Source organism: Thauera sp. (assembly GCF_047601425.1).
In the GTDB taxonomy this organism is placed as follows: domain Bacteria; phylum Pseudomonadota; class Gammaproteobacteria; order Burkholderiales; family Rhodocyclaceae; genus Thauera.
This window is the reverse complement of the sequence record NZ_JASGJL010000001.1, coordinates 3,166,119-3,190,417: the sequence shown is the minus strand read 5'-3', so window position 1 is coordinate 3,190,417 and position 24,299 is coordinate 3,166,119. Positions and strand designations below refer to the sequence as shown.

The following is a 24,299-nucleotide window of genomic DNA, read 5'->3' as shown; positions in this document are numbered from 1 at the left end:
CACTGCACTGCAAAGGCCCCGCCGCAAAAAACGATGAACAGGAGACAGGCGATGGACGAATCCGCCGCCGAACCGAGGGTGTCCCAATTCCGCCTGGCCCTGCTGTGGCCGCTGCGCCTGCTGCCCGCGCCTGGCATGGCAGAGGCACAGCTACGGCCATGGGAGGTGCTGCGCGACATGGGCGAGGGCTCGCCGTGGCGCGAAGTGGAGCATGACATCGAGCGCGAAGGCAGCTTCTTCGAGGAGCGCCACTACAGCGAGTTCATCACCTTCCTGCCCTACGTTCAGCAGTTCCTGTACGGCGAAGGCCGCTCGGCAGCTGGCGGCGAGCCCGGCGCAGGCGCGCCGGTACGGGTCTTCAAGCGCCGCGACGTGACCAGGATGCGCATCGCCGCGCACGAACACGACGAGCCGGTGACGCTGGACGTCGTGCATGTGCATCTGTACTTCTTCTTCGACATCGATGTGGTGATCCTCAACGTCGAAGTCAGGGGCGAGGACATGCCCTTGCCGCAGGTGCAGGACCTGATGTACCGCATCGGCCGCGCCTACCCCTCGGGCTGGGACGAGCACGGCAAGGCGCTGCACGGCCTGGCGCGATCCGAATGGCTGGCCGCCGACGGCACGGTGCTGGCGCGCTCCGACGCCCACGACAGGCAGGCTTTCCTGACTCACGTCAGCCGCCATCGCTCACCGCGCATCGCGGCGAACTGGGCTTTCCTGATGCGCCCGCTGGTCAGCGCCCATGCCGACGAAAAAGGCGCGCTGCGCTACCGCCAGATCGAATACCACCGCATGCCGCTGGCGGCCTACCTGGCGCTCGACGATCCCGGCGCGCTGACGCGCAATGATTTCATCCGCCTAGGCCTGGTGACTGGCGCCGCGCCGCGCAGGAGACCAGCCACACCCAGCAGCGATGACAACAGCGAAAGCGGGACGGACAAGGCCACGGCGCCCTACGCCGAACTCCATCTCGCGGACTTCGAGCGCCGCTACTGCTATGACCGCTTCTGGAGCGCCGGCGGCTCCGCGCCCCATACCCGTTACCTGTGCAGCGGCCATGCCCTGATCGTGGTGGGCGACGCCCGCTCGGCCTTCTTCACCGACCGCCAGCGCGGCGTGCTGGCGCAGTTCCGCCACCAGCATTTCCTGCTGTTCCTGATCGCGCACTTCCAGAAAGCAGCCCTGCTGACCTTTTCCGAGCGCCTGGTCGAAGCGCTGAAGCCGCTGCGGGTCAGCGATCCGGCCAGCGTGCGGCGCTTCAAGCGTGCGATCCGCGCCAGTTTCGAGGGCTTCCTGCGCTTCACCCACCGCTACTGGTTCCACGACATCGCCGAACAGGCACAGACGCGCGCGCTGTTCCGCATGACCACCGAGCACCTGCAGACCGATTCGCTGTACGCCGAAGTCAAGGAACGCACTGCCGACATGAATACCTATCTCGACGCCGACGGCCTGCGCCGCCAGGCCAACACGGTGGTGCGGCTGACGGTGGTGACGATCTTCGGCCTGATCGGCTCGATGACCACCGGCTTCCTCGGCATGAACCTGCTGGCGGAAGCGAATTCGCCGCTGTCCCGGCGGCTGCTCCTGTTCGTGCTGGTCGCTGCAATCTTCAGCGGGCTGACGATCTACACGATGGTGAAATCGAAGCGCCTGTCGGACTTCCTCGACGCGGTATCGGACGAACGCCTGTCAACCTGGAGCAAGTTCAAGGCTTTCGCCGCAGTGTGGCGGCCCGGTCGCGAATGAAGCCCGAAAAAGGAAAGGCCCCATGACGGGGCCTCTCGTGCGGCATGCGAGCGGTGCTTACTTGACGCGGTTCTTGTACTCGTCGGTACGGGTGTCGATTTCGATCTTGTCACCGATTTCGACGAAGGCCGGAACCGGCAGCTCGAAGCCGGTGCCGATACGGGCCGGCTTCATGACCTTGCCCGAGGTGTCGCCCTTGACGGCCGGTTCGGTATAGACCACTTCGCGCACGACGCTGTTGGGCAGCTCGACCGAGATCGCCTTGCCGTTGTAGAACACGACTTCGCACTGCAGGCCGTCTTCGAGGTACTTCAGGGCGTCGGTCATGTTCTCGGCTTCGACTTCGTACTGCTCGTAGTCGGCGTCCATGAACACGTACATCGGATCGGCGAAGTAGGAGTAGGTGACTTCCTTGCGGTCGAGCACCACGACTTCGAATTTGTCATCGGCCTTGTAAACCGACTCGGACGGCGCGCCGGTGAGCAGGTTCTTGAGCTTCATCTTCACGACCGCGGAGTTGCGGCCGGACTTGTTGTATTCGGCCTTCTGCACCACCAGCGGGTCGCTGCCGACCATGATGACGTTGCCCGAGCGGAGTTCCTGAGCGGTTTTCATGCTGTTTCCTGATTGAATCGATGCGGCGCAGGCGCCGCATGTCCTTGAAAAATTTAGCCGCAGGATTCTACCCTGCCGGCGCCCTGCTGTGCGAACAGAATTCCACCAGGCGTGTCCCCAGATCCGGCTGGGCAGCGAGCGAATCCCCCCAGGCGGCCGCGTGACGGCCCAGCGCCGGAAACACAGCGGCGAATGCCGGCCAGGCTGCAGCAGGATCGCCGCGGCCATTCCAGGCTTGCCAGAAATCGCCCAACGCAGCCTTCTCCGGCAACGCCAGACCGGCGGTGTAACACGCCAAGAAGGCTTCGAGTTTGTCGAAGTGGGCCCCGTCCTGCTGCGGATAGATGTGCCAGACGAAAGGTTTGCCCGCCCACTGGGCGCGGACGAAGGAATCCTCGCCGCGCACGAAGTTGAGATCGCAGGCCCACAGCAGTTCGTCGTAGCCGCCTTGGTCGGTGAAAGGCAGCACATGCAGGTCCAGTGCCCCCTCGCTCACGACATCGCCAGCACCGAGCCCGCCACGGCCGAAGGCACGCGCCACGTCCGCCAGCACCCGGCCTTCGGGAACGAACAGATGCGTCCGCCGTGGACCATGCATCCAGGCCTGCAGCAGAGCAGGCAGGGCGGGCTGTTCGTAGGCAAACAGCGACACACAGGTTTCGCCTGCGCCGGGCCGGACGCCTCGGCGCGCAAGCCATTCCTCGCGATTGCTCAGGAAGGCATCGCGGCGCTCCAACAGCCCGCGTTCGCGCAGCAAACCGCCAGTCCCGCGGCCAAAGCCCGGAAAGAAGAAATGCTTGGTCAGCGGCAGGCGCGGATGCGGTGAAGCCATGCCGTGGCAGCCCGCCACCCAGTCCTCGGCCGAAAGATACTCGAGGTTGATCCACACCGGCGCCGGCTGCCGCCGCGCCATGGCTTGCAGATGCGTGTCTGGAAGTTCGCAGGCAAAGGCCTCGACGACAATGCCGGCCGCTTCAGCCGCAGGCAAGGGTTCTGTCCACTGGCGCAGTTCCACGCCAGCAATGACACCGCCTACGGCCGGATCGATGCCTTCGGCTGCCGGACAGAGACGCAACAGCACCGCCCAGTCATCCACCCACAACCGGACGCCGGCACCCGTACGCGCCGCCAGATCCTGCGCCAGCCGCCAGCACACGCCGATATCCCCAAAATTATCCACAACCTGGCAGAAGATCTCCCACGTGGGTACGGAATCTACATGGGCGGCATTCATGAATGTGGATAGTTTTGCGCAGAAAAAGGGGAAAGCTTGTGAACAAAGGGGAAAAAGCGCATTACCGAAAAAACCATGGACAATCGGCACACAGGGATCCAGCAGCCTTGTCCACGCTGTTCTACAGTCCTGGAAGCAGCGGGCCTCAAGGCCTTGATGGACTTATCCACAGATTTCGTCCGACTGTTTACATCTTTATCTTTAAATAAAAAGAAAAACATATAGAACAAACCTGCCCCCTTTCCTTACACACGACCTGCAGGTGAAAAAACAAAGTGAAAGGCCCGGGGCAGGGCTGGAAAGGCGCTCACGCGCCATACCAGAAGTGGTTCAGGTGAAATCGGCCAAAGTCTGCAGATCGTCAGCTTCCAGCCAGCGCCACTGCCCCGGCGCAAGTTCCGGATCGAGCGCCAAGCCGCCGACCTTGCTGCGTTGCAAGGCTTCCACCCGGTTGCCGGCGGCAGCGATCATGCGCTTGACCTGGTGGTACTTGCCTTCGCAGATGGTCAGTTGCAGCTGTGTCGGCGAGATCAGCACACAGGCGGCAGCGGCGATCGGCTCCGGTTCGTCGTGCAATTCGACGCCTGCGAGCAGACGGGCAGTGAAGCTTTCATCGACCGGATGCTTCAGCGTCACTTCATACACTTTCGGCGTGCGCTTCTTGCCCGAACTCCACTGGTGGATGAACTGGCCGTCGTCCGACAGCAGCAGCAGGCCCGTCGTGTCCTGGTCCAGCCGGCCGACGCACTGCACGCCGCGCAGCAGCATCTGCTGCGGCATCAGGGTGAACACGGACGGATGGAAGGTCGGCTTGTGCGAGCACTCGTAGCCGGCGGGCTTGTGCAGCATCAGGTAGGCCTTGGCCCGGTAGTGCCAGCTTTCGTCGCCGACGCTGAATTCGAGGCCGGCCGAGCCGTCGCTGCTGCCCGGGGCGAAATCGGCGGAAGGGTCTTCGCACGGAACACCGGCGACGCTGACGTGGCCGGCACGGATCAGGGCGCGGCATTCCTTGCGGCTGCCGAATCCCTGGGAATGGAGGAGTCGTTCGATCTGCATGGGGCGCATGTTATCCCGGCCATGGCGGGCATCGGGGTAAACTGTCGCGCTCGCCGTTCAGGAGATGCCCGTGAATTTCGAACACCTGGTCGAAGTCAATGATCTTGCCGATCCGCAGCAGGACGTGCTGACACGCGAGGAGCTGTGGTTCGGCCTGCTGTGCAGGGCGGAAGACGCGCGTGCCTTCCTGCCCGGCCTGGAAGCCTGCAACATCGTCGAGCGCAGGGAGGGTGAGCTGGTGCGCGACCTGCATTTCGGCCATGCGATCGTCCGTGACCGCGTGAGCTTCAAGACGATGGAGTGGATCTGCTTCGAATCCGAAGCCAACGACGAGCACGCCGGCGGCAGCCTGACGATCAGCATCGAGGAGCCGGAAGCCGGTTCGCTGTTCCTGCGCTTCCGCTACCGCACCACGCTGCCCGAAGGCGCCGGCAGCGAGGACGGCCGCTACGCGGAGTTCGTGCGCTCGGCCTATCACCAGTCCGACGTCGATACCGTCCGTGTCATCCGCATGATCGCCGCGTCCGGCGGCTTGCAGCAGTAAATCCATCTTTCATCGCGCCCGCTGCAGCCGTGGCGGGCGTGTTTTCGTTCACGACAAGGAAGACCCCAAGCAATGTGGTTCAAGAACCTGCAGATCTATCGCCTGCCAGCCAACTGGGACATGAGTGCCGAACGCTTCGAAGAGCAGCTGGCGAAGAAACCCTTCCATTCCTGCGGCAGCCAGGACATGGAAAGCCGCGGCTGGTTGTCGCCGCTGAACAACGAGGTGCTGGTGCATGCCGTCGGCGGCCAGTGGCTGGTGTCGCTGGGCTTCGAGCACCGGCTGCTGCCTTCGGCGGTGGTCAAGCAGGAAGCCGATGGGCGCGCCGAGGAGATGGCCGAGCAGCAGGGCTACAAGCTCGGCCGCAAGCAGATGAAGGAACTGCGCGAGCAGATCACGCAGGAGCTGATGCCGCGCGCCTTCACCCGCCGCCGCCGCATGTTCGCCTGGATCGACCCGGTCAATGGCTGGCTGGTGGTCGATGCGGCCAGCCAGAGCAAGGCCGAGGACGTGCTCGAACAGCTGCGCCACACCCTCGACAGCTTCCCGCTGAGCCTGCTGCGCACCGAACGCTCGCCGACTTCGGCGATGGCCGACTGGCTGGCCGGCGGCGAGGCGCCGGAAGGCTTCACCATCGACCAGGATTGCGAGCTGCGCTCGATCGGCGAGGACAAGGCCGCGGTGCGCTACGTCCGCCATACCCTGGAAGGCGAGGAAGTGAAGGGCCACCTCGAGGCCGGCAAACTGCCGACCCGGCTGGCGCTGACCTTCGACGACCGCATCAGCTTCGTGCTGACCGAGAAGCTGGAGGTCAAGCGCCTGGATTTCCTCGACGTCGTGCGCGACCAGATCGACGGCGAGCAGGATGACGCCGAAGCGCTGTTCAACGCTGAATTCGCGCTGATGACCGGTGAACTTGCCCATCTGCTGCCGGCAATCGTGCAGGCACTGGGTGGCGAGATCGTGGCCACACCGGCCGAGGCAAAACCGGACGCCACGCCGGCGATGAAGGTGCCGACTCCTGAAACAGCAACAGGCGTGGCGGCAGACGATCCGCCGTTCTGACCTCTTTCAGGCCCTTTCCCGCAAGGAAAGGGCTTTTTCTTTTTGGTGTACACAGGTTTTATATATTTAAAAGACTGTAAACATCATGTAGGTCCCGTTTCTGTGGATAAGCTTCTTTATCACTTTAAAAACAGTTTCTTGTGTACTGCATAAGGCCGTGCATGGTTCGCCTGGAAGCACTGGATGCTTTGTTGATGAAAAACACCATGTGCAGCAGAACCGGCTTTGTCCACAGTTTCCTCCCCTTCTGGACCACAGTTTTTCCACTGCACCAGATACCCAGCCGTACTGAGGAATCGAACCGGCAGCCGCCGAGCTGCGCTAAAGTCGCGCCATGGACTACACATCGCTCATCGAATGGTGGCATTGGGAAATCGTCGGTGTCGGGCTGGTGCTGCTCGAGCTGGTGATTCCGGCCTTTTTCGTCATCTGGTTCGGCCTCGGCGCGCTGTTGGTCGGACTGTTGCTGCTGGCAGTGCCGGACCTGTCCCTGCCGACTCAGATCGTTGCCTGGACGGCCGCATCGGTGGCGATGGCGGTGCTGTGGTTCAAGGTGTTCAAGCGTTCACAGCACAAGACCCTGATCGGCACCGCGGCGGGCGAAGTCATCGGTGAAATCGGCTTGCTGGTCAGTGCGGTGGCGCCGTTCGAGCGCGGCAAGGTACGCTTCCAGCGCCCGGTACTGGGGGCGGAGGAATGGGCCTGCATGGCAGAAAGCCCGATCGCGGCCGGCGAGCGGGTGCGTGTCGTCAGCGTCGAGGGCAGCTTCGTCAAGGTGGCGAAGGCCTGATCGTTTCAATCCACGGGAAACACATCCATGACCGAAGGCCTCGCCATTGCGCTCGCCGTCCTGATCTTCATCGTCATCACCATTGCCAAGGGCGTGCGGCTCGTCTCCCAGGGCGAGGAATGGGTGGTCGAACGGCTCGGCAAGTACCACGCCACGTTGCGGCCCGGCCTCAACATCCTGATCCCTTATCTCGACAACGTCGCCTACAAGCTGGTGACCAAGGACATCATCCTCGATGTGCAGGAGCAGGAAGTGATCACCCGCGACAATGCGGTGATCCTGACCAATGCGATCGCTTTCGTGAAGGTGACCGATCCGGTCAAGGCGGTGTATGGCGTGACCGACTTCTCCGAAGCGATCCGCAACCTGATCATGACGACATTGCGCTCGATCGTCGGCGAAATGGAGCTGGACGAGGCCTTATCGTCGCGCGACAAGATCAAGGCCAGGCTGCGCGAGAGCATCGCCGACGAGGCAGTGGACTGGGGGCTGACGGTGAAATCGGTCGAGATCCAGGACATCAAGCCATCGCCGTCGATGCAGAAGGCGATGGAATTGCAGGCTGCCGCCGAACGCGAGCGCAAGGCCGCGGTGACCAAGGCCGAAGGCGCCAAGCAGGCGGCGATCCTCGAGGCCGAGGCCCGGCTGGAGGCGGCCAAGCGCGACGCCAATGCCCAGGTGATGCTGGCCGAGGCTTCTGCCGAATCCATCCGCCGGGTGTCGGCCAGCATCGGCGACCAGACCACGCCGATGCTCTACCTGCTGGGCGAGAAGTACATCGCTTCGCTGGAGAAGCTGGGTGAAGGCAGCGGCTCCAAGGTGGTGGTGATGCCGGCCGACCTGCAGGAAACCCTGCGCGGCCTCGTCGGCAAGCTGGGCGCGCGCGGCTGAAAGCCGCGGTTCCATGAATCGAAGCAAACCAGGCAACAGGAAGACAGGCATGAAACTAGATATCCGTACTGCAGGACGTGTGTTGCTGGCCGCAACGGCTTTGTCTGCCGCCACGGGCAGCGCAATGGCGCAGAACATCATCACCGACAGGGCCGAAGTCGAGAAGATGCTGAGCGGGGCGACCTTCATCGGTGTCTATCTGCGCACCGAATCCGCTTACACGCTCAATTTCGGGGCCGACGGCAAGTTGACCGACGCTTCGGGTGCCAACGGCCGCTGGTGGGTGGACGATCAGGGCCGCTACTGCCGTGAATGGCTGGACGGCAAGCTGCAAGGCAACTCCGGCTGCATGGAAGTCGAGTCCGAGGACGGCCAGATCGCGCTCTATTCCAAGGGCAAGAAGGTTTCTGAAGGCATTCTGACCAGCAAGTGAGCATGGCCTTGCCGACTCGTTTCTGCCTGTTCCTCTGCGGCTTGTTCATGGCTGCCGGCGCTGCCGCGGCGACGCTGACAGTGCAGAACGAACCCCATCTTGCGCATGCCCGTGCGCTGGTGCAGGAGGCGCTCCGCAGCGGCGGGCTGACCGTCGACTTGGTCGATGCGTCCAAGGGCAACGAGCGGCGCAACGTGGCCCTGATCACCGAAGGGCTGACCCACATCGACATGATGCCGGCCACGCCCATCCGTCTCGAGCTGGTGCGCAGCGGCAAGCTGAGGATGATCCCGATTCCGCTCGATCGCGGCCTGCTGGGCTACCGGGTCAATCTGCTGCTGGAAAGCCGGCGCGACATGCTTGCCGGCGTCCGCACCGCGGAAGACCTGCGGGCCTTCAGCCTGGGGCAGAACGTGGGCTGGATGGATGTCGAGATCTACCGCGCGGCGGGCATCCAGACCAAGGAAATCAAGGACTGGGCCGACGGCGAGTTCGCCCTGCAGATGGAGGCCGGCTTTCTCGACCTTTTTCCGCTCGGGCTGGAAGAGACGCTCACCCATTTCCTGCCCCATTTCCGCAAGAAATATCCGCAGCTGACCATCGATCCGCACGTGATCGTGCGTTATCCCTGGTTCCGCTTCGTGTGGGTGTCGCCCAGGCCCGATGCCGACGAGGTCTTCGATGCGCTGCAGCGCGGCTTCGACAAAATGGCTGCCAACGGCCGCTTCCTGAAGATCTGGCAGCAGTACCGCAAGCCGCCGCCGAACTCGGTCTTCAAGGACCGCGTCATCATCGACATCCCCAATCCGTTCTACGGCTACGACCTGGTTCCGCCGAAATACCGCCATCTACTTTTCGAGGACAGGGCAAAGTGAGCCTCGAATCGCCGTGGCGCAACGCACAGCCTCGTCGGCCGTTGTATCTCCAGTTCATCAGCCAGCTGCTGGTGCCACTGGTCATTGCTTTCCTGCTGGCTGCTGCCGGTACGGTATTCATCGGCTACCGGGTGGAGCTTGCGGCACAGGTTTCGCACCGGCAGGAAATCGTCCGAGTCTTTTCGGATGCCATGGTCAAGCCGCTGTGGGATTGCGACAGCACGACCTCGCAGGGCGTGATCGATGCGCTGGTTTCGCTGCCGACGGTATCAGGCGCCCAGGTGCGGGATTTCTGCAACAACCTGTCGCTGATGGCTGGCGGGAGCGTGTCCGAGCAAGCGCAGGAGCAGCAGTACAGCGAGCGCGTGACCTATGTCGACCCGCAGGGACGCCAGTACGCCGTAGGTGAATTGGAAGTGGCTTTCCGCCCGGCTTCCATCGTGAATGCCGCGCTCGACATGCTGTGGCGCTACCTGGTGCTGTTCTTCGTCATGCTCGGGGTGATGATGGCGGGTGCGATCCTGGTCTTCAGGCGCACCATCAGCCAGCGGCTGGCGCGCTTCCAGGCTGCCATCCACACTGGCGTGGACTTCGTCGGCGAGGACTCTCCGCGGCTCGACGACGAAATCCGCAAGCACAACGACGAGCTCGGCGACGTCATGTATGCCTATGACGAATTGATGACCGAGCTCGCCAGCGTGATCGACAAGCTGCGCGACAACGAGCAGATGCTGATGGAAATTGCCCGCCTCGATCCGCTGACCAAGCTCGGCAACCGGCTGGTGCTGGAAGAAGAACTGGCGAGTGCGGTCGCGCGCGCCGAGCGGCAGGACACCATCGGCTGTGTGCTGCTGATCGACCTGAACCGCTTCAAGCCGGTCAACGATACTTATGGCCATGCGGCAGGGGATGCCGTGCTGCAGGAAATGGCGCGCCGCCTGCTGAACAACGTGCGCTGCTCCGACACCGTGGTCCGCCTTGGCGGCGACGAGTTCGTCGTCATTGCCGAAAACCTCCATGAGCCCTACGAGCCCCAGGTTTTGATCGATAAGCTGTACAAGGCCATCTCCGCACCGCTGGAGCATGGCGGGCATATCCTCAAGGTCGGCGCCAGCATCGGCGCGGCCTGTTTCCCCACTGACGGCACCAGCAGCGTGACCCTGCTCGCCCATGCCGACCAGGCCATGTATGCCAACAAGAAGCGCGAGCAGTGAAAGACGGTCTGCTCCGTGCGCTTAGTGTCGCAATGTGCGGACGGCGTCGGCCAGGGCCTGTATCGACAGCGGCGAGCTGCCTTCGGCCTTGTTGCTGAGCGTGACGTAGGCGTTCTGGCCGGCGCCGACCGTGCCGGCAATGACCCGTGCCAGCGCGGCGCGGGTGTCCAGGTCCGGATCGACCAGCTTGTCGTAGGGCGCATACACCCGGCGCGCCTCCTCGTAGCCGAAGGCGCCGTGCAGCGGATTGAGGTTCCAGCGGCACACCAGCGGCCCCGGCCACAGCGCACGCAGAACCGGAAGCTGATCGGCGATGCGCGGCATCTTGGCATGCAGGCCCATGCAGTAGGTCGCGCCGGTGTCGCGCAGCGCCTGGGTGAAAGCCGGCACCAGCCATTGCGCATCGCGTACTTCCACTGCCACCACGGCGTCGGGCGCAGTGGTGCGCAGGTCGGGAATGGCGGCCAGCATCGTGTGCAGGCGTGCGATCAATTCGGGTATCCGCGGCAGCCAGTCGGTGGGCAGCGGGCTGATCTGGAACACCAGCGCGCCGGCTTTCTTGCCCATGCCGGCCAGCACGGGCTCGATGAAATCCCGCAGCGCAGGTTCCGTGGCGAGGAAATCGGGATTCGGCTGCCGCCCGCGGCCCGATGAGTCGCGCAGCATGGCATCGGTCACGGCGCCCGGCGCCTTGATCACGAAGCGGAAATCCTCGGGTACCTGCGCGGCGTAGTCGGCGTACTGGGCTGCGCTCAGTGGCCGGTAGAAGCTGCGGTCGAGCCCGACCGTGCGGAACAGCGGATGCTGCGCATAGGCCGGCAGGCCGTGGCTGGACAACACCGCATCCGGATAGTCGCGCTTCCACACCAGTCCGGCCCAGCCGGGGTAGTTCCACGACGAAGTGCCGAAGCGGAGCCGAGGAGGCAGCGCGGCGGCCAGCTCGAGCAGCGCCGGATCTAGTGTCGCGGCCTCGACCACCGGCGGCAGGCCGGCGCCGTCATCGTCGAAAAGCGAATTCTGCATGTCAGGGGAATGGATTCGGTGAGTGAGACTCGATGAGCGGAATTCTAAGCCGCTGCGGGATAATCGTCGGTCTTGAGAAACACTCCCGGAGACGGCATTGAGCCTGGGCGATCGGCTGGACGTATTGCAGGAGCGCGATTTCGTCTTCTTCCTGAGCGCAAAGATCTTGGTCACGCTGGCCGCCGAAATGGTCAGCGTCGCGGTCGGCATGCAGGTCTATGAACTGACTGGCGACCTGCTCGCGCTCGGCCTGGTCGGGCTGGCGCAGTTCCTGCCGTTCGTGGTGCTGATCCTGCCCGCCGGCCAGGTCGCGGACCGCAAGGAACGCAGCCGCATCATCGCCGTGTGCTTCGCCCTGCAAGGGCTGGCATCGGCCGCGCTGCTGGCCATCACGCTGTCGGGCTGGCGCGAAGTCGGCCTGATCTACGCCGTGCTGGTGCTGCTCGGCTGCGCGCGGGCCTTCATGATGCCGGCCAGCCAGGCGGTGCTGATCAACCTGGTATCGGCGCCGCGCTTCGCCCAGGCGGTGGCGCTGCACTCCTCGTCCTTCCACATCGCGGTGATCGTCGGTCCGGTGCTCGGCGGCGTGGTCTATCTCGGCGGGCCGCACGCGGTTTATATCGCCTCGACCACGCTGTTCTGCTGCGCGGTGCTGCTGATGAGCCGGGTGCGCAGCGGCTTGCGCCACGTGTCTACACAGGAAAGTGATCGCGGTGCCGGCGCGGTGTTCGAGGGCCTGCGCTTCGTGTTCTCGCGCCCGGTGGTGCTGGGTGCGGTATCGCTCGACCTGTTCGCGGTGCTGTTCGGCGGCGCCGTGGCGCTGCTGCCGGCAATGGCGACCGACGTGCTGCATACCGACGCCGCTGGCCTCGGCCTGCTGCGTGCAGCGACGGCGGTGGGTGCCGCGCTGGCCGCAGTGATGCTGGTATGGCGGCCTATCCGCCACAAGGTCGGGCCCTGGATGTTCGGCGGCGTGGCCCTGTTCGGCGTCTCGATGGTGCTGTTCGGCCTGTCCACCAGCCTGTGGCTGTCCGTCGTTGCGCTGGCCTTGAGCGGCGCGGGCGACATGGTCAGCGTTTATGTGCGCCAGATCCTGGTGCAGCACGAAACGCCGGACGAAATCCGCGGCCGCGTCAGCGCGGTCAATTCGGTGTTCATCGGCGCCTCGAACCAGCTCGGCGACTTCGAATCCGGTGTGGCCGCGCGCCTGCTCGGCCTGGTGCCGGCGGTCGTGTTCGGCGGCGCGGCGACGCTCGCCGTGGCAGGTGGGTGGATGAAGCTGTTTCCGGTGCTGGCGAGGATGGACGTGTTTCCGCATCTGCTGGCAGCGGAGGCGAAGGAACGCAAGGATGGGGAGCACAATGCCTGACGCCGGTTTTCACTATCGTCCATAGCGCCATGAACTACCTCGCCCACGCTTTCCTCGCCGGTCCCGTGTCCTCCGACCGCGTCGGCGGCATTGCCGGCGATTTTGTCCGCGGCCCGCTCGATCCACTGCCGCCGGGCATCGGCCCCCTGCTTGGCGCTGGTCTCGTCCTGCATCGCCGCATCGACGCCTACGCGGACATCCACCCCGCCTTCAAGCGCAGCCGCGCTCGCGTCAGCGCCCAGCGCCGCCGTGTCGGCGGCATCATGGTCGATCTGTTCTACGACCATTTCCTCGCGGTGCATTGGACGGAACTGGCGAAGGATCTGCCTGGGGAAAGTGAACTGGAATGTTTCACGGCCAACACCTATCGACTCATCGCCACGCATTCCGAGCCCTTGCCGCCGGCGTTCCGTGAGGTGTTCGCCCGCATGGCAGCGCAGGACTGGCTGGCCAGTTATCGCGATCCGGCTTCGGTGGCTTTGGCGCTCGATCGGATCGGGGAGTATCGCTTGCGGCAACCGAATCAGTTGAAGGGGGCGGGGGAAGAACTGCTGGCGAACTATGCGGGGTTTGAGGAGGATTTCATGGAGTTTTTGCCGGATGCGCTGCGGTTAGCAGGGGCAATACAGTTGGGGAGGAATTTTCTCGATGGAGACAAAGTATGAGAACACGGAAATTTAATTGGGAGCTTGTCGTTGGCGTGTGCGGTATCGCGCTTGGCCTCATTTCCTTGGTTTTCACATACTATCAAATCGAGCTCTCCAAACGGCACGATCGGATTTCGGTCCAACCTAGAATCACACTTGCATTCCACTCGGACTCCAAACGTGGTCGTTACGGTTGGTATTTGTCCAACAACGGCCTTGGACCGGCCTATTTCACTGGATTCAAGCTATTTGTGGATGATGAGCCGATTGGGTCGACAGCCCTGGGCGGATGGAAGGAGGTGCTGACCAAGTTGGATCTTCGCGGAGATTGTTTTTCTACCAGTTGGACCGCCCCTGAAACATCGCTCAGCTTTGGGCCTGAAGTGGATGAGCCGCTGATTGGTCTCAAGACTCCAATATCGGAAACATGTGAGACAGAGTTTACAAAGCTGATGACCAGACTGAACCGCCTGAAGGTACAGATCGACTACCAGTCGATCTATGGGGAGCCGTTCCAGAAGATCGCGCAGCCGACGCAGCTATTCTGACTTTGAGTAACCTGGTTAGCTAGCTTGACGGTATGAAGGCAATAATTGAAATGAGCTCCAGTTACGGAGCTCATTTCAATAGCCGCGCTATGAGAACCTCACATACATGGCATAAATTTAAATTTCTTTCTCACACATCAATATTCTGCGCATACAGCGCATTCCCCTCGATGAACGCCCTTCTCGGCTCCACGTTGTCCCCCATCAGCGTCGTGAAAATCTCATCCGCCGCAATCGCGTCATCGATCTGCACGCGCAGTAGGCGGCGAACCGCAGGGTCCATGGTGGTTTCCCACAACTGCTCGGGGTTCATCTCGCCCAGGCCTTTGTAGCGCTGCTTGGTGAGGCCGCGTTCGACTTCGCGCAGCAGCCAGGTGATGGCTTCGGCGAAGCGGGTGACGGGCTGGCGCTTTTCGCCGCGGCGGATTTCGGCGCCGGGGCCGATCAGGCCGGCGATGGCTTCGGCGGCGTTGCGGATGCTGCGGTAGTCGCCGGAGGCGAGGAACTCCTGCTCGACCCAGCCGTACTTGAGGTTACCGTGATGCAGGCGCTCGATGACGAGGCGCCAGGCTTCGGCTTCTTCGTTGTACTCGGGGTAGATGCTGAGGCCTTCGGGCAGGTGGGCCTGGATGCTGTCGGCGGAGCTGCGGGCGGCGGCTTCGTCGTCGAGGCTGACCTGCAGGTCGTGCGCGAGCATGACTTGCAGGACTTCGGGGTCGATGTAGTTGGCCAGGCGCCTGATGACGGCTTCGGCCAGCAGGTAGCTGCGGGCGAGGCCGCCGAGGGCTTCGTCGACGATGGGCGCGGCGCTTTCGCGCGGGGTCAGGCTGGCGCCGTCGAGGGCGAGCTTGAGCAGGTGGCCGTTGAGCTCGTGGTCGTCCTTGATGTAGATCTCGGTCTTGCCGTGCTTGATCTTGTACAGCGGCGGCTGGGCGATGTAGATGTGGCCGCGCTCGACCAGTTCCGGCATCTGGCGGTAGAAGAAGGTGAGCAGCAGGGTGCGGATGTGGGCGCCGTCGACGTCGGCGTCGGTCATCAGGATGATGCGGTGGTAGCGCAGCTTTTCGGGCTTGTAGTCGTCCTTGCCGATGCTGGTGCCGAGCGCGGTGATCAGGGTGGCGATTTCCTGGCTCTGCAGCAGCTTGTCGAAGCGGGCCTTCTCGACGTTGAGGATCTTGCCCTTGAGCGGCAGGATGGCCTGGAATTTGCGGTCGCGGCCCTGCTTGGCCGAGCCGCCGGCGGAGTCGCCCTCGACCAGGTAGAGCTCGCACAGCGCGGGGTCTTTTTCCTGGCAGTCGGCGAGCTTGCCGGGCAGGCCGACGCCGTCGAGCACGCCCTTGCGGCGGGTCATTTCGCGGGCCTTGCGGGCGGCGTCGCGGGCGCGGGCGGCTTCGACAATCTTGTTGCAGATGGTCTTGGCATCGATCGGGTTTTCGAGCAGGAAGTCGGCGAGCTTGCTGGCGACGACTTCTTCGACCGCCGGGCGGGCTTCGGAGGACACCAGCTTCATCTTGGTCTGGCTGGCGAACTTGGGGTCGGGCATCTTGACCGACAGCACGCAGGCGAGGCCTTCGCGCATGTCGTCACCGGTGATGTCGACCTTGGCCTTCTTGGCGATCTCGTTTTCTTCGATGTACTTGTTGATGACGCGTGTCATCGCCGCGCGCAGGCCGGTGAGGTGGGTGCCGCCGTCGGCCTGAGGGATGTTGTTGGTGTAGCACAGCACCTGTTCCTGGTAGCTGTCATTCCACTGCATGGCGACTTCGACGGTGAGTTCGGCGTCGTGGCCCTGGCCGGTGGGGATGCGGGTGTTGCCGGTGGCGTAGAAGACGTTGGGGTGCAGCACCGTCTTGGCGCGGTTGATGTATTCGACGAAGCCCTTGACGCCGCCGGCGAAGGCGAAGTCTTCTTCCTTGCCGGTGCGCTGGTCGACGAGACGGATCTTGACGCCGTTGTTGAGGAAGGACAGTTCGCGCAGGCGCTTGGCGAGGATGTCGTAGTGGTATTCGACGGTGCCGAAGATTTCGTCGTCGGCCAGGTAATGCACCTTGGTGCCGCGCTTGCTGGTTTCGCCGACGATGCGCGTGGGGCTGACCTCGACGCCGTCGACGACTTCGATGACGCGGTTCTGCGGCTTGCCGCGCTCGAATTCGAGCTGGTGCTTCTTGCCGTCGCGCGAGACGATGACCTTCATCCACTTCGACAGCGCGTTGACGCAGGACACGCCGACGCCGTGCAGGCCGCCGGAGACCTTGTAGCTGTTCTGGTTGAACTTGCCGCCGGCGTGCAGCACGCACATGACGATTTCGGCCGCCGAGCGCTTGGGCTCGTGCTTGTCGTCCATCTTGACGCCGACCGGGATGCCGCGGCCGTTGTCGGTGACCGAGATGGAGTTGTCGGCGTGAATGGTGATGACGATGTCGTCACAGTGGCCGGCCAGGGCCTCGTCGATGGAGTTGTCCACGACTTCGAACACCATGTGGTGCAGGCCGGTGCCGTCGGAGGTGTCGCCGATGTACATGCCGGGGCGCTTGCGCACCGCCTCCAGCCCTTCGAGCTGCTGGATGCTGGATTCGTCGTAGTCGTTGCTCCCTTGCGGGGCCGGCGTGTTTTGCGGTTCGGACATGGTCATCTCGGTGATTCAAAGAACGCTGCTGCTAAGAAACAAAATTGCCACAGTGGAGCGTGAAGAAACCGTAGCGAGCGGGTCGGCGTCGGCGCGAGAAGCGCAGCCATACTGCTGTATGGCGAGCATCACAGCGGCGACGCCGACCCGCGCAACAGGTTTATTCGCGCTCCACTAAATGCGCATCGGCATCACGACGTATTTGAACTTGTCGTTGCCGGGCAGGGTGATCAGGGCGCTGGAGTTGCCGTCGTTGAAGCGCCAATCCATCGTCTCGGACGAGAGGTTGTTGAGCACGTCGAGCAGGTAGGTGACGTTGAAACCGATGTCGAGCTTGTCGTCGTGATAGTCGATTTCGAGCTCTTCCATCGCCTCTTCCTGCTCGGCGTTGGTCGACACGATCTTGAGCAGGCCGTCCTCGAGCACCATGCGCACGCCGCGGAATTTCTCGTTGGTCAGGATCGCGGCGCGCTGCAGCGCGGCCAGCAGCGGCTGGCGGGCGAAGTTGATCAGCTTGGGGTGGGCCTGCGGGATCACGCGCTCGTAGTCGGGGAACTTGCCGTCGATCAGCTTGGTGACGAGCTCGATCGGGCCGAAGCGGAACACTGCCTGGTTGCCGGCGAGGACGATTTCCAGCGGGTCTTCGCTGTCGGCGAGCTGGCGGGCGAGTTCGAGCACGGTCTTGCGCGGCAGGATGGCTTCGGTGCGCTGCTCCACCGGCGCGTCGAGGTCGGCGGCGGCATAGGCCAGGCGGTGGCCGTCGGTGGCGACCATGCGCAGTTCGCCGCCGTCGGCGATGATGAGCAGGCCGTTGAGGTAGTAGCGGATGTCCTGCTGCGCCATCGAGTACGACACTTGGGCGAGCAGGCGCTTGAAGCTGCGCTGGCTGATGGTGATGCGCGCGGCGGCTTCGTCCGGCGGCGACAGGCGCGGGTAGTCGGCGGCGGGCAGGGTCTGGAGCTGGAAGCGGCTGCGGCCGGCCTTGACGGTGAGGCGCTTGTCGTCGAGCGTCAGGTTGATGTCGACGCCGTCGGGCAGGGCGCGCAGGATGTCCTGCAGCTTGCGCGCGCCGACGGTGATCGAGGCGTCTTCGCCGCCGATGTGGCCGGCGGTGATGGTGCGGATCTGGATTTCGATGTCGGTGGCCAGCATCGTGAGCTGGTCGCCGCGCTTCTCGATCAGCACGTTGGACAGGATCGGGAGCGTGTGGCGCTTTTCGACGATGCCGGCAACCGACTGCAGCGGGGCCAGGAGCGCATCGCGGGTGGTGGTGAGCAGGAGCATGGCGTCAGATCGGGTCGTTGAGTTGATCGGAAGGAAACAGTTTCGGGTCAGCCGCGCAGCACCTGGGTGAGCACGTGGACGTCGTGGTTGAGCTGGTGGTCGCCGAGGCGCAGCTCGGTAATGGTACGGCAGGCGTGCAGCACCGTCGTGTGGTCGCGGCCGCCGAAGGCTTCGCCGATCGCCGGCAGGCTCATCGGCGTCAGCTCCTTGGCCAGCCACATCGCCACCTGGCGCGGCCGGGCGATGACGCGGGTGCGCTTCTTGGAGTGCATGTCGGCGACCTTGATCTTGTAATAGTCGGCGACGGTCTTCTGGATGTGCTCGATCGAAAGCTGGCGGTTGTGCGCGTGCAGCAGGTCCTTGAGCGCTTCCTTGGCCACTTCGAGGCCGATCTGGCGGCCGTGGAAGCGGGCATAGGCGACGACCTTGTTGAGCGCGCCTTCCAGCTCGCGCACGTTCGAGCGCAGGTTCTTGGCGATCAGGAAGGCGACGTCGTCGTCCACCGCCACCCGCAGGGCCTCGGCCTTCTTCTTCAGGATGGCGACGCGCATTTCCAGCTCGGGCGGCTCGATCTGCACCGTCAGGCCCCAGTCGAAGCGGGAGATCAGGCGGTCTTCCAGGCCCTGGATGTCCTTGGGGTAGGTGTCGCAGGTGATGACGATCTGCTTGCGCGCTTCGGTCAGGGCGTTGAAGGCGTGGAAGAATTCTTCCTGCGTCCGGTTCTTGTTGTTGAAGAACTGGATGTCGTCGATGATCAGCATGTCCAGCGAGCGGTAGTAGCGCTTGAAGGCGTCGAAGCTCTTCTGCTGGTAGGCGCGCACGACGTCGGCGTAGTAGTCCTCGACGTGCACGTAGCGGATCACCGCACGGGGGTTGTGCCTGAATACCGCGTTGCCGATGGCGTGCACCAGGTGGGTCTTGCCGAGGCCGACGCCGCCGTAAACGAACAGCGGGTTGTACGAGGTGCCGGGGTTCTGCGACACCTGCATCGCCGCGGCGCGGGCGAGGTCGTTGGCGCGGCCGGTGACCAGGGTGTCGAAGGTGAAATCCGGGTTGAGGCGGGTCTTCTCGTAGGCCAGTTCGAGACCGGAGGAAGCGGACGATGCCGCTGGCGCAGGTTCGATGTCGCGGCTGGCGGCGGTCGCGCGCGGAGCGCGGGCGGGCGCAGCTTCAGCAGCGACGGATGCCGGGGCGGCATCGGCTGCCGGTTCGGTTGCGGCAGGCCGGGCCGGTGCGGCGGCGGTGCTTGCGGCCGGGCGGCTGTTGCGCGAAGCGCCGACCGGCGGCAGCTGGAGCTCCACCTGCAGCGGATTGCCGGCATGCTCCTCGCCCAGCTCGTGGATGCGGCCCAGGTAGCGTTCGCGAACCCATTGCAACACGAAGCGGTTGGGGGCGATCAGCCGGAACGTGCCGTCCTCGCCGGACTCGGCCCGCAGGGTCTTGATCCAGGTGTTGAACTGCTGCTGCGGCAACTCCTGTTCAAGGCGCGACAGGCAGAAAGGCCAGAAGTCTTCGGTCACGGCGGGTTCGTGGGTGTTCGGTTCGTGTTGATGGGCGGTATCTACAGCAAGCATGTGCAGCATGCACTCAGGTGGCGCATTGGCGGGCACGGGCAGGGGGATGCTGCATGGGCGGCTTCTTGGCGGCCGGACGTTCGGGTGTCGGCGCCTGCCTTCGCGGCGAAGCTCGGAAGCCGGCTATTCTAACCCCCTGGAGGGGACTTATCCACAGGCCCGGCCAAAAATTGTGATTGACAAACATGGGATTATCCATTTAACTCTCGCGTTTGACCTAACATTGGCAGTCGATCATGAAACGCACCTACCAGCCCTCCGTCGTCCGTCGCAAGCGCACCCATGGTTTCCTGGTCCGCATGAAGACCCGTGGCGGCCGTGCGGTCATCCGCGCACGTCGTGCCAAGGGCCGTCATCGCCTCGCCGTCTGAGGTGACGTTGCCCTCGGGCGCTGATCAGGGTTTCCGCAGCGCTCACAGATTGCATAAAACGGATGAGTATTCATCCGTTTTTGCTTTTCGGCGGGCACTGCGCGGGCGCTTCTACATGCTGCACTATCGACCCAATGGCCTCGACACGGCCCGCTTGGGCGTGGTGGTGGCCAAGAAGCTCGCCAAGCGCGCCAACACCCGCAACCTGGTGAAGCGCATCGCGCGCGAGATCTTTCGCCGCAATCGTGAATCCTTGCCCGCGGTCAACATGGTCGTCCGCCTGCATGCACCGGTCGCCAAGGCGACACGGGCCGAGATGAACCAGGACCTGCTCGCCTTGCTGCAAAAGCTGCCCCGGCCATGAAAACCCTGTTGATCGCCCTGCTGCGCTTCTACCGCTATGCGATCAGCCCCATGCTGGGGCGCAACTGCCGTTTTCATCCGACCTGCTCCGAGTACGCGATCGAAGCCGTCCAGCGCCATGGCGCGCTGCGCGGCGGCTGGCTCGCGGCAAGACGGGTGGGGCGTTGTCACCCTTTCAATCCGGGCGGGTATGATCCCGTTCCCTGACCTGAGACAGAACGAATCCGATGGATCAACGCCGCCTCATCCTCTTCCTGGTTTTCTCCTTCTCGCTGGTGATGCTGTGGGAAGGCTGGATCAAGCATAACAATCCCGCTCCGGCGGTCCAGGCGACGGCTGCTGCCGGCGCAGCGGCCGACGGCTCGGTGCCGACGCCGTCGGCCGGCCTGGCCGCAGGCCAGAACGCCGTGCCCGGCGGCCAGGCTGCCGCCACGGCTACCTCGGCGCCGCGAGTGGTGGTCGAAACCGACCTGCTGCGTGCCCAGGTGTCCGCCGAGGGCGGCGACATCGTCCGCCTCGAGCTCAAGCAGCATCAGGCCGCTGGCGAGAGCGAGGCCAACTTCGTGCTGCTGGACGACGGCTCCGTCCGCCACCAGTATTTCGCCCAGTCCGGCCTGATCGGCGAAGGGCTGCCGACGCACAAGACGCTGTTCGCGCTGCCGGCTTCCGAAGTGACGCTGAAGGACGGCGAGGATCAGGTCGAACTGCGCCTCCAGGCGCCCGAGCAGAACGGTCTGCAGGTCACCAAGGTGATGCGCTTCCAGCGCGGCAGCTACCTGATCGACGTCAGCTACGAGATCCGCAACGGCAGCGGCCAGGCCATCGCCCCGCATGCTTATTTCCAGCTCACCCGCGACGGCGAAGCCGCCGAGCAGGTGGAAGCCTTCGGTGTGAATACCTTCACCGGCCCGGCCTTCTTCACTGACGCCGGCAAGTTCCAGAAGGTCCAGTTCAAGGAAATCACCGAGGGTGATGCCAAGTTCGTCAAGAACGCCAGCGACGGCTGGGTGGCGATGGTGCAGCACTACTTCGTCAGCGCCTGGCTGCCGGAGCAGGGCACGCAGCGTGAGTACTTCGCCCGTCCGTTGGGCAACAACATGTTCTCGGCCGGCCTGATCATGCCCGTGGCGGCGATCGAACCGGGCGCGCAGGCCACGGTCGGCACCCGCCTGTACGCCGGCCCGCAGGAGCAGGACAAGCTCGAAGGCATCGCCCCGGGCCTCGACCTGGTGGTCGACTATGGCTGGCTGACGGTGATCGCCGCGCCGCTGTTCTGGGTGCTGTCGTGGTTCCACAAGCTGACCGGCAACTGGGGCTGGGCCATCATCCTGGTGACCGTCGCGCTGAAGGCGCTGTTCTTCCCGCTGTCGGCTGCCAGCTACAAGTCGATGGCCAAGATGCGTGTGCTCGGTCCGCGCCTGCAGCGCATGAAGGAGATGTACGGCAACGACAAGGCCAAGATGCAGCAGGAGATGATGAATCTCTACCGCACCGAGAAGATCAACCCGCTCGGCGGCTGCCTGCCCATCCTGGTGCAGATCCCGGTGTTCATCGCGCTGTACTGGGTGCTGCTGGGCAGCGTCGAGATGCGCCATGCGCCCTGGCTGGGCTGGATCCAGGATCTGTCGGCGAAGGACCCCTACTTCATCCTGCCGATCATCATGGGCGTCTCCATGCTGATCCAGATGAAGCTGAACCCGACGCCGCCGGACCCGATCCAGGCCAAGGTCATGATGGCGATGCCGATCGTGTTCACCTTCATGTTCCTGTGGTTCCCGTCCGGCCTGGTGCTGTACTGGGTGGTCAACAACATCCTGTCGATCGCCCAGCAATGGCAGATCACGCGGATGATCGAAAGTGCAAAACCCGGCAGCAAGACAGCCTGACACCATTGCCGCCATCGCGACGGCACCGGGCCGGGGAGGCATCGGTGTCGTTCGCGTCTCGGGCGCCAGCCTGAGTGAATTTGCCGCCGGGCTCTGCGGCCGCGCGCCTCAGCCGCGCAAGGCCATGCTGGCGACCTTCACCGATGCCGCCGGCGAGGCCATCGACCAGGGCATCCTGCTCCATTTCCCCGGCCCCGCCTCCTTCACCGGCGAAGATGTGCTCGAACTGCAAGGCCACGGCGGCCCGGTGGTCATGCAGATGCTGCTGGCGCGCTGCCTCGAACTCGGCGCCCGCCTCGCCGAACCCGGCGAATTCACCCGCCGCGCCTTCCTCAACGGCAAGCTCGACCTCGCCCAGGCCGAAAGCGTCGCCGACCTCATCGAAGCCTCGACTGCCGCCGCCGCCCGTTCCGCGGTGCGCTCGCTGTCCGGTCGCTTCTCGGAAGAAATCCACCGCATCGTCGATGCGCTGATCGACCTGCGCATGCTGGTCGAAGCCACGCTGGACTTCCCCGAGGAAGAAATCGAATTCCTCGAACGCGCGCGCGCGATGCCGCGCCTCGAAGAAATCCGCGACAAGCTCGAGAGCGTGCTCGACCGTGCCCGCCAGGGCGCGCTGCTGCGCAGCGGCCTCAACGTCGTGCTGGTCGGCGAACCCAACGTCGGTAAATCCAGCCTGCTCAACCAGCTCGCCGGCGAAGACCGCGCCATCGTCACCGACATCGCCGGCACCACCCGCGACGCGCTGCGCGAGACGATCCAGATCGAGGGCATCCCGCTGCACATCATCGACACCGCCGGCCTGCGCGAAACCGCCGACACCGTCGAACGCATCGGCATCGAGCGCACCTGGCGCGAAATCGAACGCGCCGACGTCATCCTGCGCCTCGTCGACGCCAGCGCTGCCGCGTCGGACAGCGCTCCCGAGGCCATCGACGCCCGCCTGCCGCGCGACGCCGAACGCATCACCGTCGCCAACAAGATCGACCTCGCCGGCCTCGAAGCCGGCCGTAGCGAAGACGAAAGTGGCCACGTCCGCCTTCAGGTCGCCGCCCGCCACGGCACCGGCATCGACCTCGTCCGCGCCGAACTGCTGCGCATCGCCGGCTGGCACGCCCACGGCGAAGACGTCATCCTCGCCCGCGAACGCCACCTTCACGCCCTGCGCGCCGCCCTCGCCCACGTCGAATCCGCCGCCACCCAGTCCGCCGCCCTCGAACTCTTCGCCGAAGAACTGCGCCTGGCGCAGGAAAGCCTCGGCGAGATCACCGGGGAGTTCAGTGCGGATGATCTGCTGGGGGTGATTTTTTCGAGGTTTTGTATCGGGAAGTGAGGTGGTGCCTATGGACATCCTGCCGGCATCGGCAGCAAGCCGATCCGGGACATTACCGCCGAGGACGTGCGCAGCGTCATCTGGCGCAAGAGGGAACAAGGCTTCGATGCTGCTGCACGAACAGGGCTGGCCTTCGGATGTGGTGGAAAAGGCGCTGAACCACACCATCAGCGGGGTGCGCGGTATTTACAACCGCGCCGAGTATGCCGAACAGCGGCGGGAAATGTTGCAGGCGTAGTCGGACTACATCGACGGGCTGGCGCCGTCGGGGAATCTGGTGATCGTTGCTGCTTCGGCTTGAGAGGGCCTTTTCCTTTTCCGGGCAGGGCCGTTGTCCCTTGGGCACCATTCCCTTGCCTTGTCCCTTTCTGCTGCAAAAGGGCACCGCCATCCGCAACGGAGACATTCTTAACAACGATGATTATCACGCACTGATACAATCGTCAAACAGACATGTTATGAACCTCACGATCATGAAGCGTTGCATTGTCGGCGTCCGACAGCCGGATAGACCACTCCCGCAAGGGAGCGAGATGCCAAGCATCTGGTTTCCATCCCTGGCATCGCTGGCTGCTGTGCTTTCCGATGACAACCGCCGTCTGCTGCGCCTCATTCACGACAGGCAACCCAAGTCCCTGACGGAACTGGCCGAACTCAGCGGGCGCAAGGTGCCGAACCTGTCGCGCACGCTGCGGCTGATGGCGGACTATGGGCTGGTTTCCCTGCAACGCAATGTCCGGGACGTTCAGCCGACCGCGCTGGCGACCGAATTCCTGGTGGTACTGGATTGATGGACGCGGGCATGA

At 64.0% G+C, this 24,299-nt stretch carries 25 protein-coding genes; 18 read left to right on the top strand and 7 right to left on the bottom strand.

Features of this window, described 5'->3' with window-relative positions; genetic code table 11:
* The first annotated feature begins 51 nt into the window (after positions 1 to 51).
* Entirely contained in the window at positions 52 to 1,752 is a 1,701-nt protein-coding gene (locus tag QM748_RS15415; protein WP_415247788.1) for a hypothetical protein, read from the top strand.
* 57 nt (positions 1,753 to 1,809) lie between these two features.
* Here the strand turns inward: QM748_RS15415 and efp are convergent, their stop codons facing one another.
* The 3 genes from efp to QM748_RS15400 all read right to left on the bottom strand — a co-directional run bounded on the left by efp (position 1,810) and on the right by QM748_RS15400 (position 4,666).
* Positions 1,810 to 2,367 (bottom strand): elongation factor P, encoded by a 558-nt coding sequence (gene efp / locus QM748_RS15410; RefSeq protein ID WP_004342278.1) that lies wholly within the window; start codon positions 2,365 to 2,367, stop codon positions 1,810 to 1,812.
* Between the two features lie 67 nt (positions 2,368 to 2,434).
* Positions 2,435 to 3,691 carry an elongation factor P maturation arginine rhamnosyltransferase EarP gene (gene earP, locus QM748_RS15405; RefSeq protein WP_415247787.1) on the bottom strand — a complete coding sequence of 419 codons (1,257 nt, stop codon included), beginning with the start codon at positions 3,689 to 3,691 and terminating at the stop codon, positions 2,435 to 2,437.
* Between the two features lie 240 nt (positions 3,692 to 3,931).
* Positions 3,932 to 4,666, bottom strand: a complete 735-nt coding sequence (locus tag QM748_RS15400; protein ID WP_415247786.1) for a 16S rRNA pseudouridine(516) synthase — start codon at positions 4,664 to 4,666, stop codon at positions 3,932 to 3,934.
* Between the two features lie 61 nt (positions 4,667 to 4,727).
* Between QM748_RS15400 and QM748_RS15395 the strand changes: the two genes are divergently transcribed.
* From QM748_RS15395 to QM748_RS15365, 7 genes are all read left to right on the top strand, one after another.
* Positions 4,728 to 5,201 (top strand): SRPBCC family protein, encoded by a 474-nt coding sequence (locus QM748_RS15395; RefSeq protein ID WP_415247785.1) that lies wholly within the window; start codon positions 4,728 to 4,730, stop codon positions 5,199 to 5,201.
* A 72-nt stretch (positions 5,202 to 5,273) separates the two neighbouring features.
* On the top strand, positions 5,274 to 6,266 hold the full coding sequence (locus QM748_RS15390; protein WP_415247784.1) for a recombination-associated protein RdgC: 993 nt from the start codon (positions 5,274 to 5,276) through the stop codon (positions 6,264 to 6,266).
* Between the two features lie 334 nt (positions 6,267 to 6,600).
* Positions 6,601 to 7,056, top strand: coding sequence for an NfeD family protein (locus tag QM748_RS15385; RefSeq protein WP_415247783.1), 456 nt, complete (start codon positions 6,601 to 6,603; stop codon positions 7,054 to 7,056).
* A 27-nt stretch (positions 7,057 to 7,083) separates the two neighbouring features.
* The gene (locus QM748_RS15380; RefSeq protein ID WP_415247782.1) at positions 7,084 to 7,947 is read left to right on the top strand and encodes an SPFH domain-containing protein; all 864 of its coding nucleotides are present in this window, start codon (positions 7,084 to 7,086) and stop codon (positions 7,945 to 7,947) included.
* A gap of 49 nt (positions 7,948 to 7,996) precedes the next feature.
* A complete protein-coding gene (locus QM748_RS15375; RefSeq protein ID WP_415247781.1) occupies positions 7,997 to 8,380 on the top strand; it encodes a hypothetical protein in 384 nt (127 codons plus the stop codon).
* Between the two features lie 2 nt (positions 8,381 to 8,382).
* Entirely contained in the window at positions 8,383 to 9,255 is an 873-nt protein-coding gene (locus QM748_RS15370) for an amino acid ABC transporter substrate-binding protein (RefSeq protein WP_415247780.1), read from the top strand.
* Positions 9,252 to 10,469, top strand: a complete 1,218-nt coding sequence (locus tag QM748_RS15365) for a diguanylate cyclase domain-containing protein (RefSeq protein WP_415247779.1) — start codon at positions 9,252 to 9,254, stop codon at positions 10,467 to 10,469. The genes QM748_RS15370 and QM748_RS15365 overlap by 4 nt, the downstream gene beginning before the upstream one ends.
* Before the next feature lie 21 nt (positions 10,470 to 10,490).
* Here QM748_RS15365 and QM748_RS15360 read toward each other — a convergent pair whose 3' ends face one another.
* On the bottom strand, positions 10,491 to 11,492 hold the full coding sequence (locus QM748_RS15360) for a DUF72 domain-containing protein (protein WP_415247778.1): 1,002 nt from the start codon (positions 11,490 to 11,492) through the stop codon (positions 10,491 to 10,493).
* Between the two features lie 97 nt (positions 11,493 to 11,589).
* On the opposite strand from QM748_RS15360, the gene QM748_RS15355 reads away from it, so the two are divergent.
* The 3 genes from QM748_RS15355 to QM748_RS15345 are packed head-to-tail and all read left to right on the top strand — an operon-like array spanning position 11,590 to position 14,056.
* Positions 11,590 to 12,861, top strand: coding sequence for an MFS transporter (locus QM748_RS15355; RefSeq protein WP_415247777.1), 1,272 nt, complete (start codon positions 11,590 to 11,592; stop codon positions 12,859 to 12,861).
* Between the two features lie 29 nt (positions 12,862 to 12,890).
* Positions 12,891 to 13,526 carry an ACP phosphodiesterase gene (locus QM748_RS15350; protein ID WP_415247776.1) on the top strand — a complete coding sequence of 212 codons (636 nt, stop codon included), beginning with the start codon at positions 12,891 to 12,893 and terminating at the stop codon, positions 13,524 to 13,526.
* On the top strand, positions 13,523 to 14,056 hold the full coding sequence (locus tag QM748_RS15345; protein ID WP_415247775.1) for a hypothetical protein: 534 nt from the start codon (positions 13,523 to 13,525) through the stop codon (positions 14,054 to 14,056). The genes QM748_RS15350 and QM748_RS15345 overlap by 4 nt, the downstream gene beginning before the upstream one ends.
* A gap of 130 nt (positions 14,057 to 14,186) precedes the next feature.
* Here QM748_RS15345 and gyrB read toward each other — a convergent pair whose 3' ends face one another.
* The 3 genes from gyrB to dnaA form a co-directional block, all read right to left on the bottom strand.
* Complete coding sequence (gene gyrB / locus QM748_RS15340) at positions 14,187 to 16,682, bottom strand: DNA topoisomerase (ATP-hydrolyzing) subunit B (protein ID WP_415247774.1); 2,496 nt, start codon at positions 16,680 to 16,682, stop codon at positions 14,187 to 14,189.
* A gap of 174 nt (positions 16,683 to 16,856) precedes the next feature.
* Positions 16,857 to 17,966 (bottom strand): DNA polymerase III subunit beta, encoded by a 1,110-nt coding sequence (dnaN, locus tag QM748_RS15335; RefSeq protein WP_415247773.1) that lies wholly within the window; start codon positions 17,964 to 17,966, stop codon positions 16,857 to 16,859.
* A gap of 47 nt (positions 17,967 to 18,013) precedes the next feature.
* Entirely contained in the window at positions 18,014 to 19,540 is a 1,527-nt protein-coding gene (gene dnaA / locus QM748_RS15330) for a chromosomal replication initiator protein DnaA (protein ID WP_415247772.1), read from the bottom strand.
* A 236-nt stretch (positions 19,541 to 19,776) separates the two neighbouring features.
* Between dnaA and rpmH the strand changes: the two genes are divergently transcribed.
* The 7 genes from rpmH to QM748_RS15295 all read left to right on the top strand — a co-directional run bounded on the left by rpmH (position 19,777) and on the right by QM748_RS15295 (position 24,284).
* Positions 19,777 to 19,911: a 50S ribosomal protein L34 gene (rpmH, locus tag QM748_RS15325; RefSeq protein ID WP_002926183.1), complete on the top strand. Its 135-nt coding sequence runs from the start codon at positions 19,777 to 19,779 to the stop codon at positions 19,909 to 19,911.
* Positions 19,850 to 20,275: a ribonuclease P protein component gene (rnpA, locus tag QM748_RS15320; protein WP_415247771.1), complete on the top strand. Its 426-nt coding sequence runs from the start codon at positions 19,850 to 19,852 to the stop codon at positions 20,273 to 20,275. Before rpmH ends, rnpA begins: the two co-directional genes overlap by 62 nt.
* Positions 20,272 to 20,481, top strand: coding sequence for a membrane protein insertion efficiency factor YidD (yidD, locus tag QM748_RS15315; RefSeq protein ID WP_004350463.1), 210 nt, complete (start codon positions 20,272 to 20,274; stop codon positions 20,479 to 20,481). The genes rnpA and yidD overlap by 4 nt, the downstream gene beginning before the upstream one ends.
* A 20-nt stretch (positions 20,482 to 20,501) precedes the next feature.
* Positions 20,502 to 22,160 (top strand): membrane protein insertase YidC, encoded by a 1,659-nt coding sequence (gene yidC / locus QM748_RS15310; protein ID WP_415247770.1) that lies wholly within the window; start codon positions 20,502 to 20,504, stop codon positions 22,158 to 22,160.
* Positions 22,132 to 23,493, top strand: a complete 1,362-nt coding sequence (mnmE, locus tag QM748_RS15305) for a tRNA uridine-5-carboxymethylaminomethyl(34) synthesis GTPase MnmE (RefSeq protein WP_415247769.1) — start codon at positions 22,132 to 22,134, stop codon at positions 23,491 to 23,493. The genes yidC and mnmE overlap by 29 nt, the downstream gene beginning before the upstream one ends.
* Before the next feature lie 106 nt (positions 23,494 to 23,599).
* Positions 23,600 to 23,731, top strand: coding sequence for a hypothetical protein (locus QM748_RS15300; protein ID WP_415247768.1), 132 nt, complete (start codon positions 23,600 to 23,602; stop codon positions 23,729 to 23,731).
* Positions 23,732 to 23,951: 220 nt separating this feature from the next.
* The gene (locus tag QM748_RS15295) at positions 23,952 to 24,284 is read left to right on the top strand and encodes a helix-turn-helix domain-containing protein (RefSeq protein WP_415247767.1); all 333 of its coding nucleotides are present in this window, start codon (positions 23,952 to 23,954) and stop codon (positions 24,282 to 24,284) included.
* Positions 24,285 to 24,299: the final 15 nt, after the last annotated feature.

What these genes read in the sequence shown, in the direction of transcription:
- QM748_RS15400 (WP_415247786.1), bottom strand. Translation starts at nt 4,666, where the DNA reads ATGCGCCCCATGCAGATCGAACGACTCCTCCATTCCCAGGGATTCGGC.
- QM748_RS15295 (WP_415247767.1), top strand. Translation starts at nt 23,952, where the DNA reads ATGAACCTCACGATCATGAAGCGTTGCATTGTCGGCGTCCGACAGCCG.
- dnaN (WP_415247773.1), bottom strand. Translation starts at nt 17,966, where the DNA reads ATGCTCCTGCTCACCACCACCCGCGATGCGCTCCTGGCCCCGCTGCAG.
- rpmH (WP_002926183.1), top strand. Translation starts at nt 19,777, where the DNA reads ATGAAACGCACCTACCAGCCCTCCGTCGTCCGTCGCAAGCGCACCCAT.
- dnaA (WP_415247772.1), bottom strand. Translation starts at nt 19,540, where the DNA reads ATGCTTGCTGTAGATACCGCCCATCAACACGAACCGAACACCCACGAA.
- QM748_RS15390 (WP_415247784.1), top strand. Translation starts at nt 5,274, where the DNA reads ATGTGGTTCAAGAACCTGCAGATCTATCGCCTGCCAGCCAACTGGGAC.
- QM748_RS15415 (WP_415247788.1), top strand. Translation starts at nt 52, where the DNA reads ATGGACGAATCCGCCGCCGAACCGAGGGTGTCCCAATTCCGCCTGGCC.
- QM748_RS15385 (WP_415247783.1), top strand. Translation starts at nt 6,601, where the DNA reads ATGGACTACACATCGCTCATCGAATGGTGGCATTGGGAAATCGTCGGT.
- QM748_RS15345 (WP_415247775.1), top strand. Translation starts at nt 13,523, where the DNA reads ATGAGAACACGGAAATTTAATTGGGAGCTTGTCGTTGGCGTGTGCGGT.
- yidD (WP_004350463.1), top strand. Translation starts at nt 20,272, where the DNA reads ATGAAAACCCTGTTGATCGCCCTGCTGCGCTTCTACCGCTATGCGATC.
- QM748_RS15300 (WP_415247768.1), top strand. Translation starts at nt 23,600, where the DNA reads ATGCTGCTGCACGAACAGGGCTGGCCTTCGGATGTGGTGGAAAAGGCG.
- efp (WP_004342278.1), bottom strand. Translation starts at nt 2,367, where the DNA reads ATGAAAACCGCTCAGGAACTCCGCTCGGGCAACGTCATCATGGTCGGC.
- QM748_RS15350 (WP_415247776.1), top strand. Translation starts at nt 12,891, where the DNA reads ATGAACTACCTCGCCCACGCTTTCCTCGCCGGTCCCGTGTCCTCCGAC.
- QM748_RS15380 (WP_415247782.1), top strand. Translation starts at nt 7,084, where the DNA reads ATGACCGAAGGCCTCGCCATTGCGCTCGCCGTCCTGATCTTCATCGTC.
- gyrB (WP_415247774.1), bottom strand. Translation starts at nt 16,682, where the DNA reads ATGTCCGAACCGCAAAACACGCCGGCCCCGCAAGGGAGCAACGACTAC.
- QM748_RS15360 (WP_415247778.1), bottom strand. Translation starts at nt 11,492, where the DNA reads ATGCAGAATTCGCTTTTCGACGATGACGGCGCCGGCCTGCCGCCGGTG.
- yidC (WP_415247770.1), top strand. Translation starts at nt 20,502, where the DNA reads ATGGATCAACGCCGCCTCATCCTCTTCCTGGTTTTCTCCTTCTCGCTG.
- QM748_RS15370 (WP_415247780.1), top strand. Translation starts at nt 8,383, where the DNA reads ATGGCCTTGCCGACTCGTTTCTGCCTGTTCCTCTGCGGCTTGTTCATG.
- QM748_RS15375 (WP_415247781.1), top strand. Translation starts at nt 7,997, where the DNA reads ATGAAACTAGATATCCGTACTGCAGGACGTGTGTTGCTGGCCGCAACG.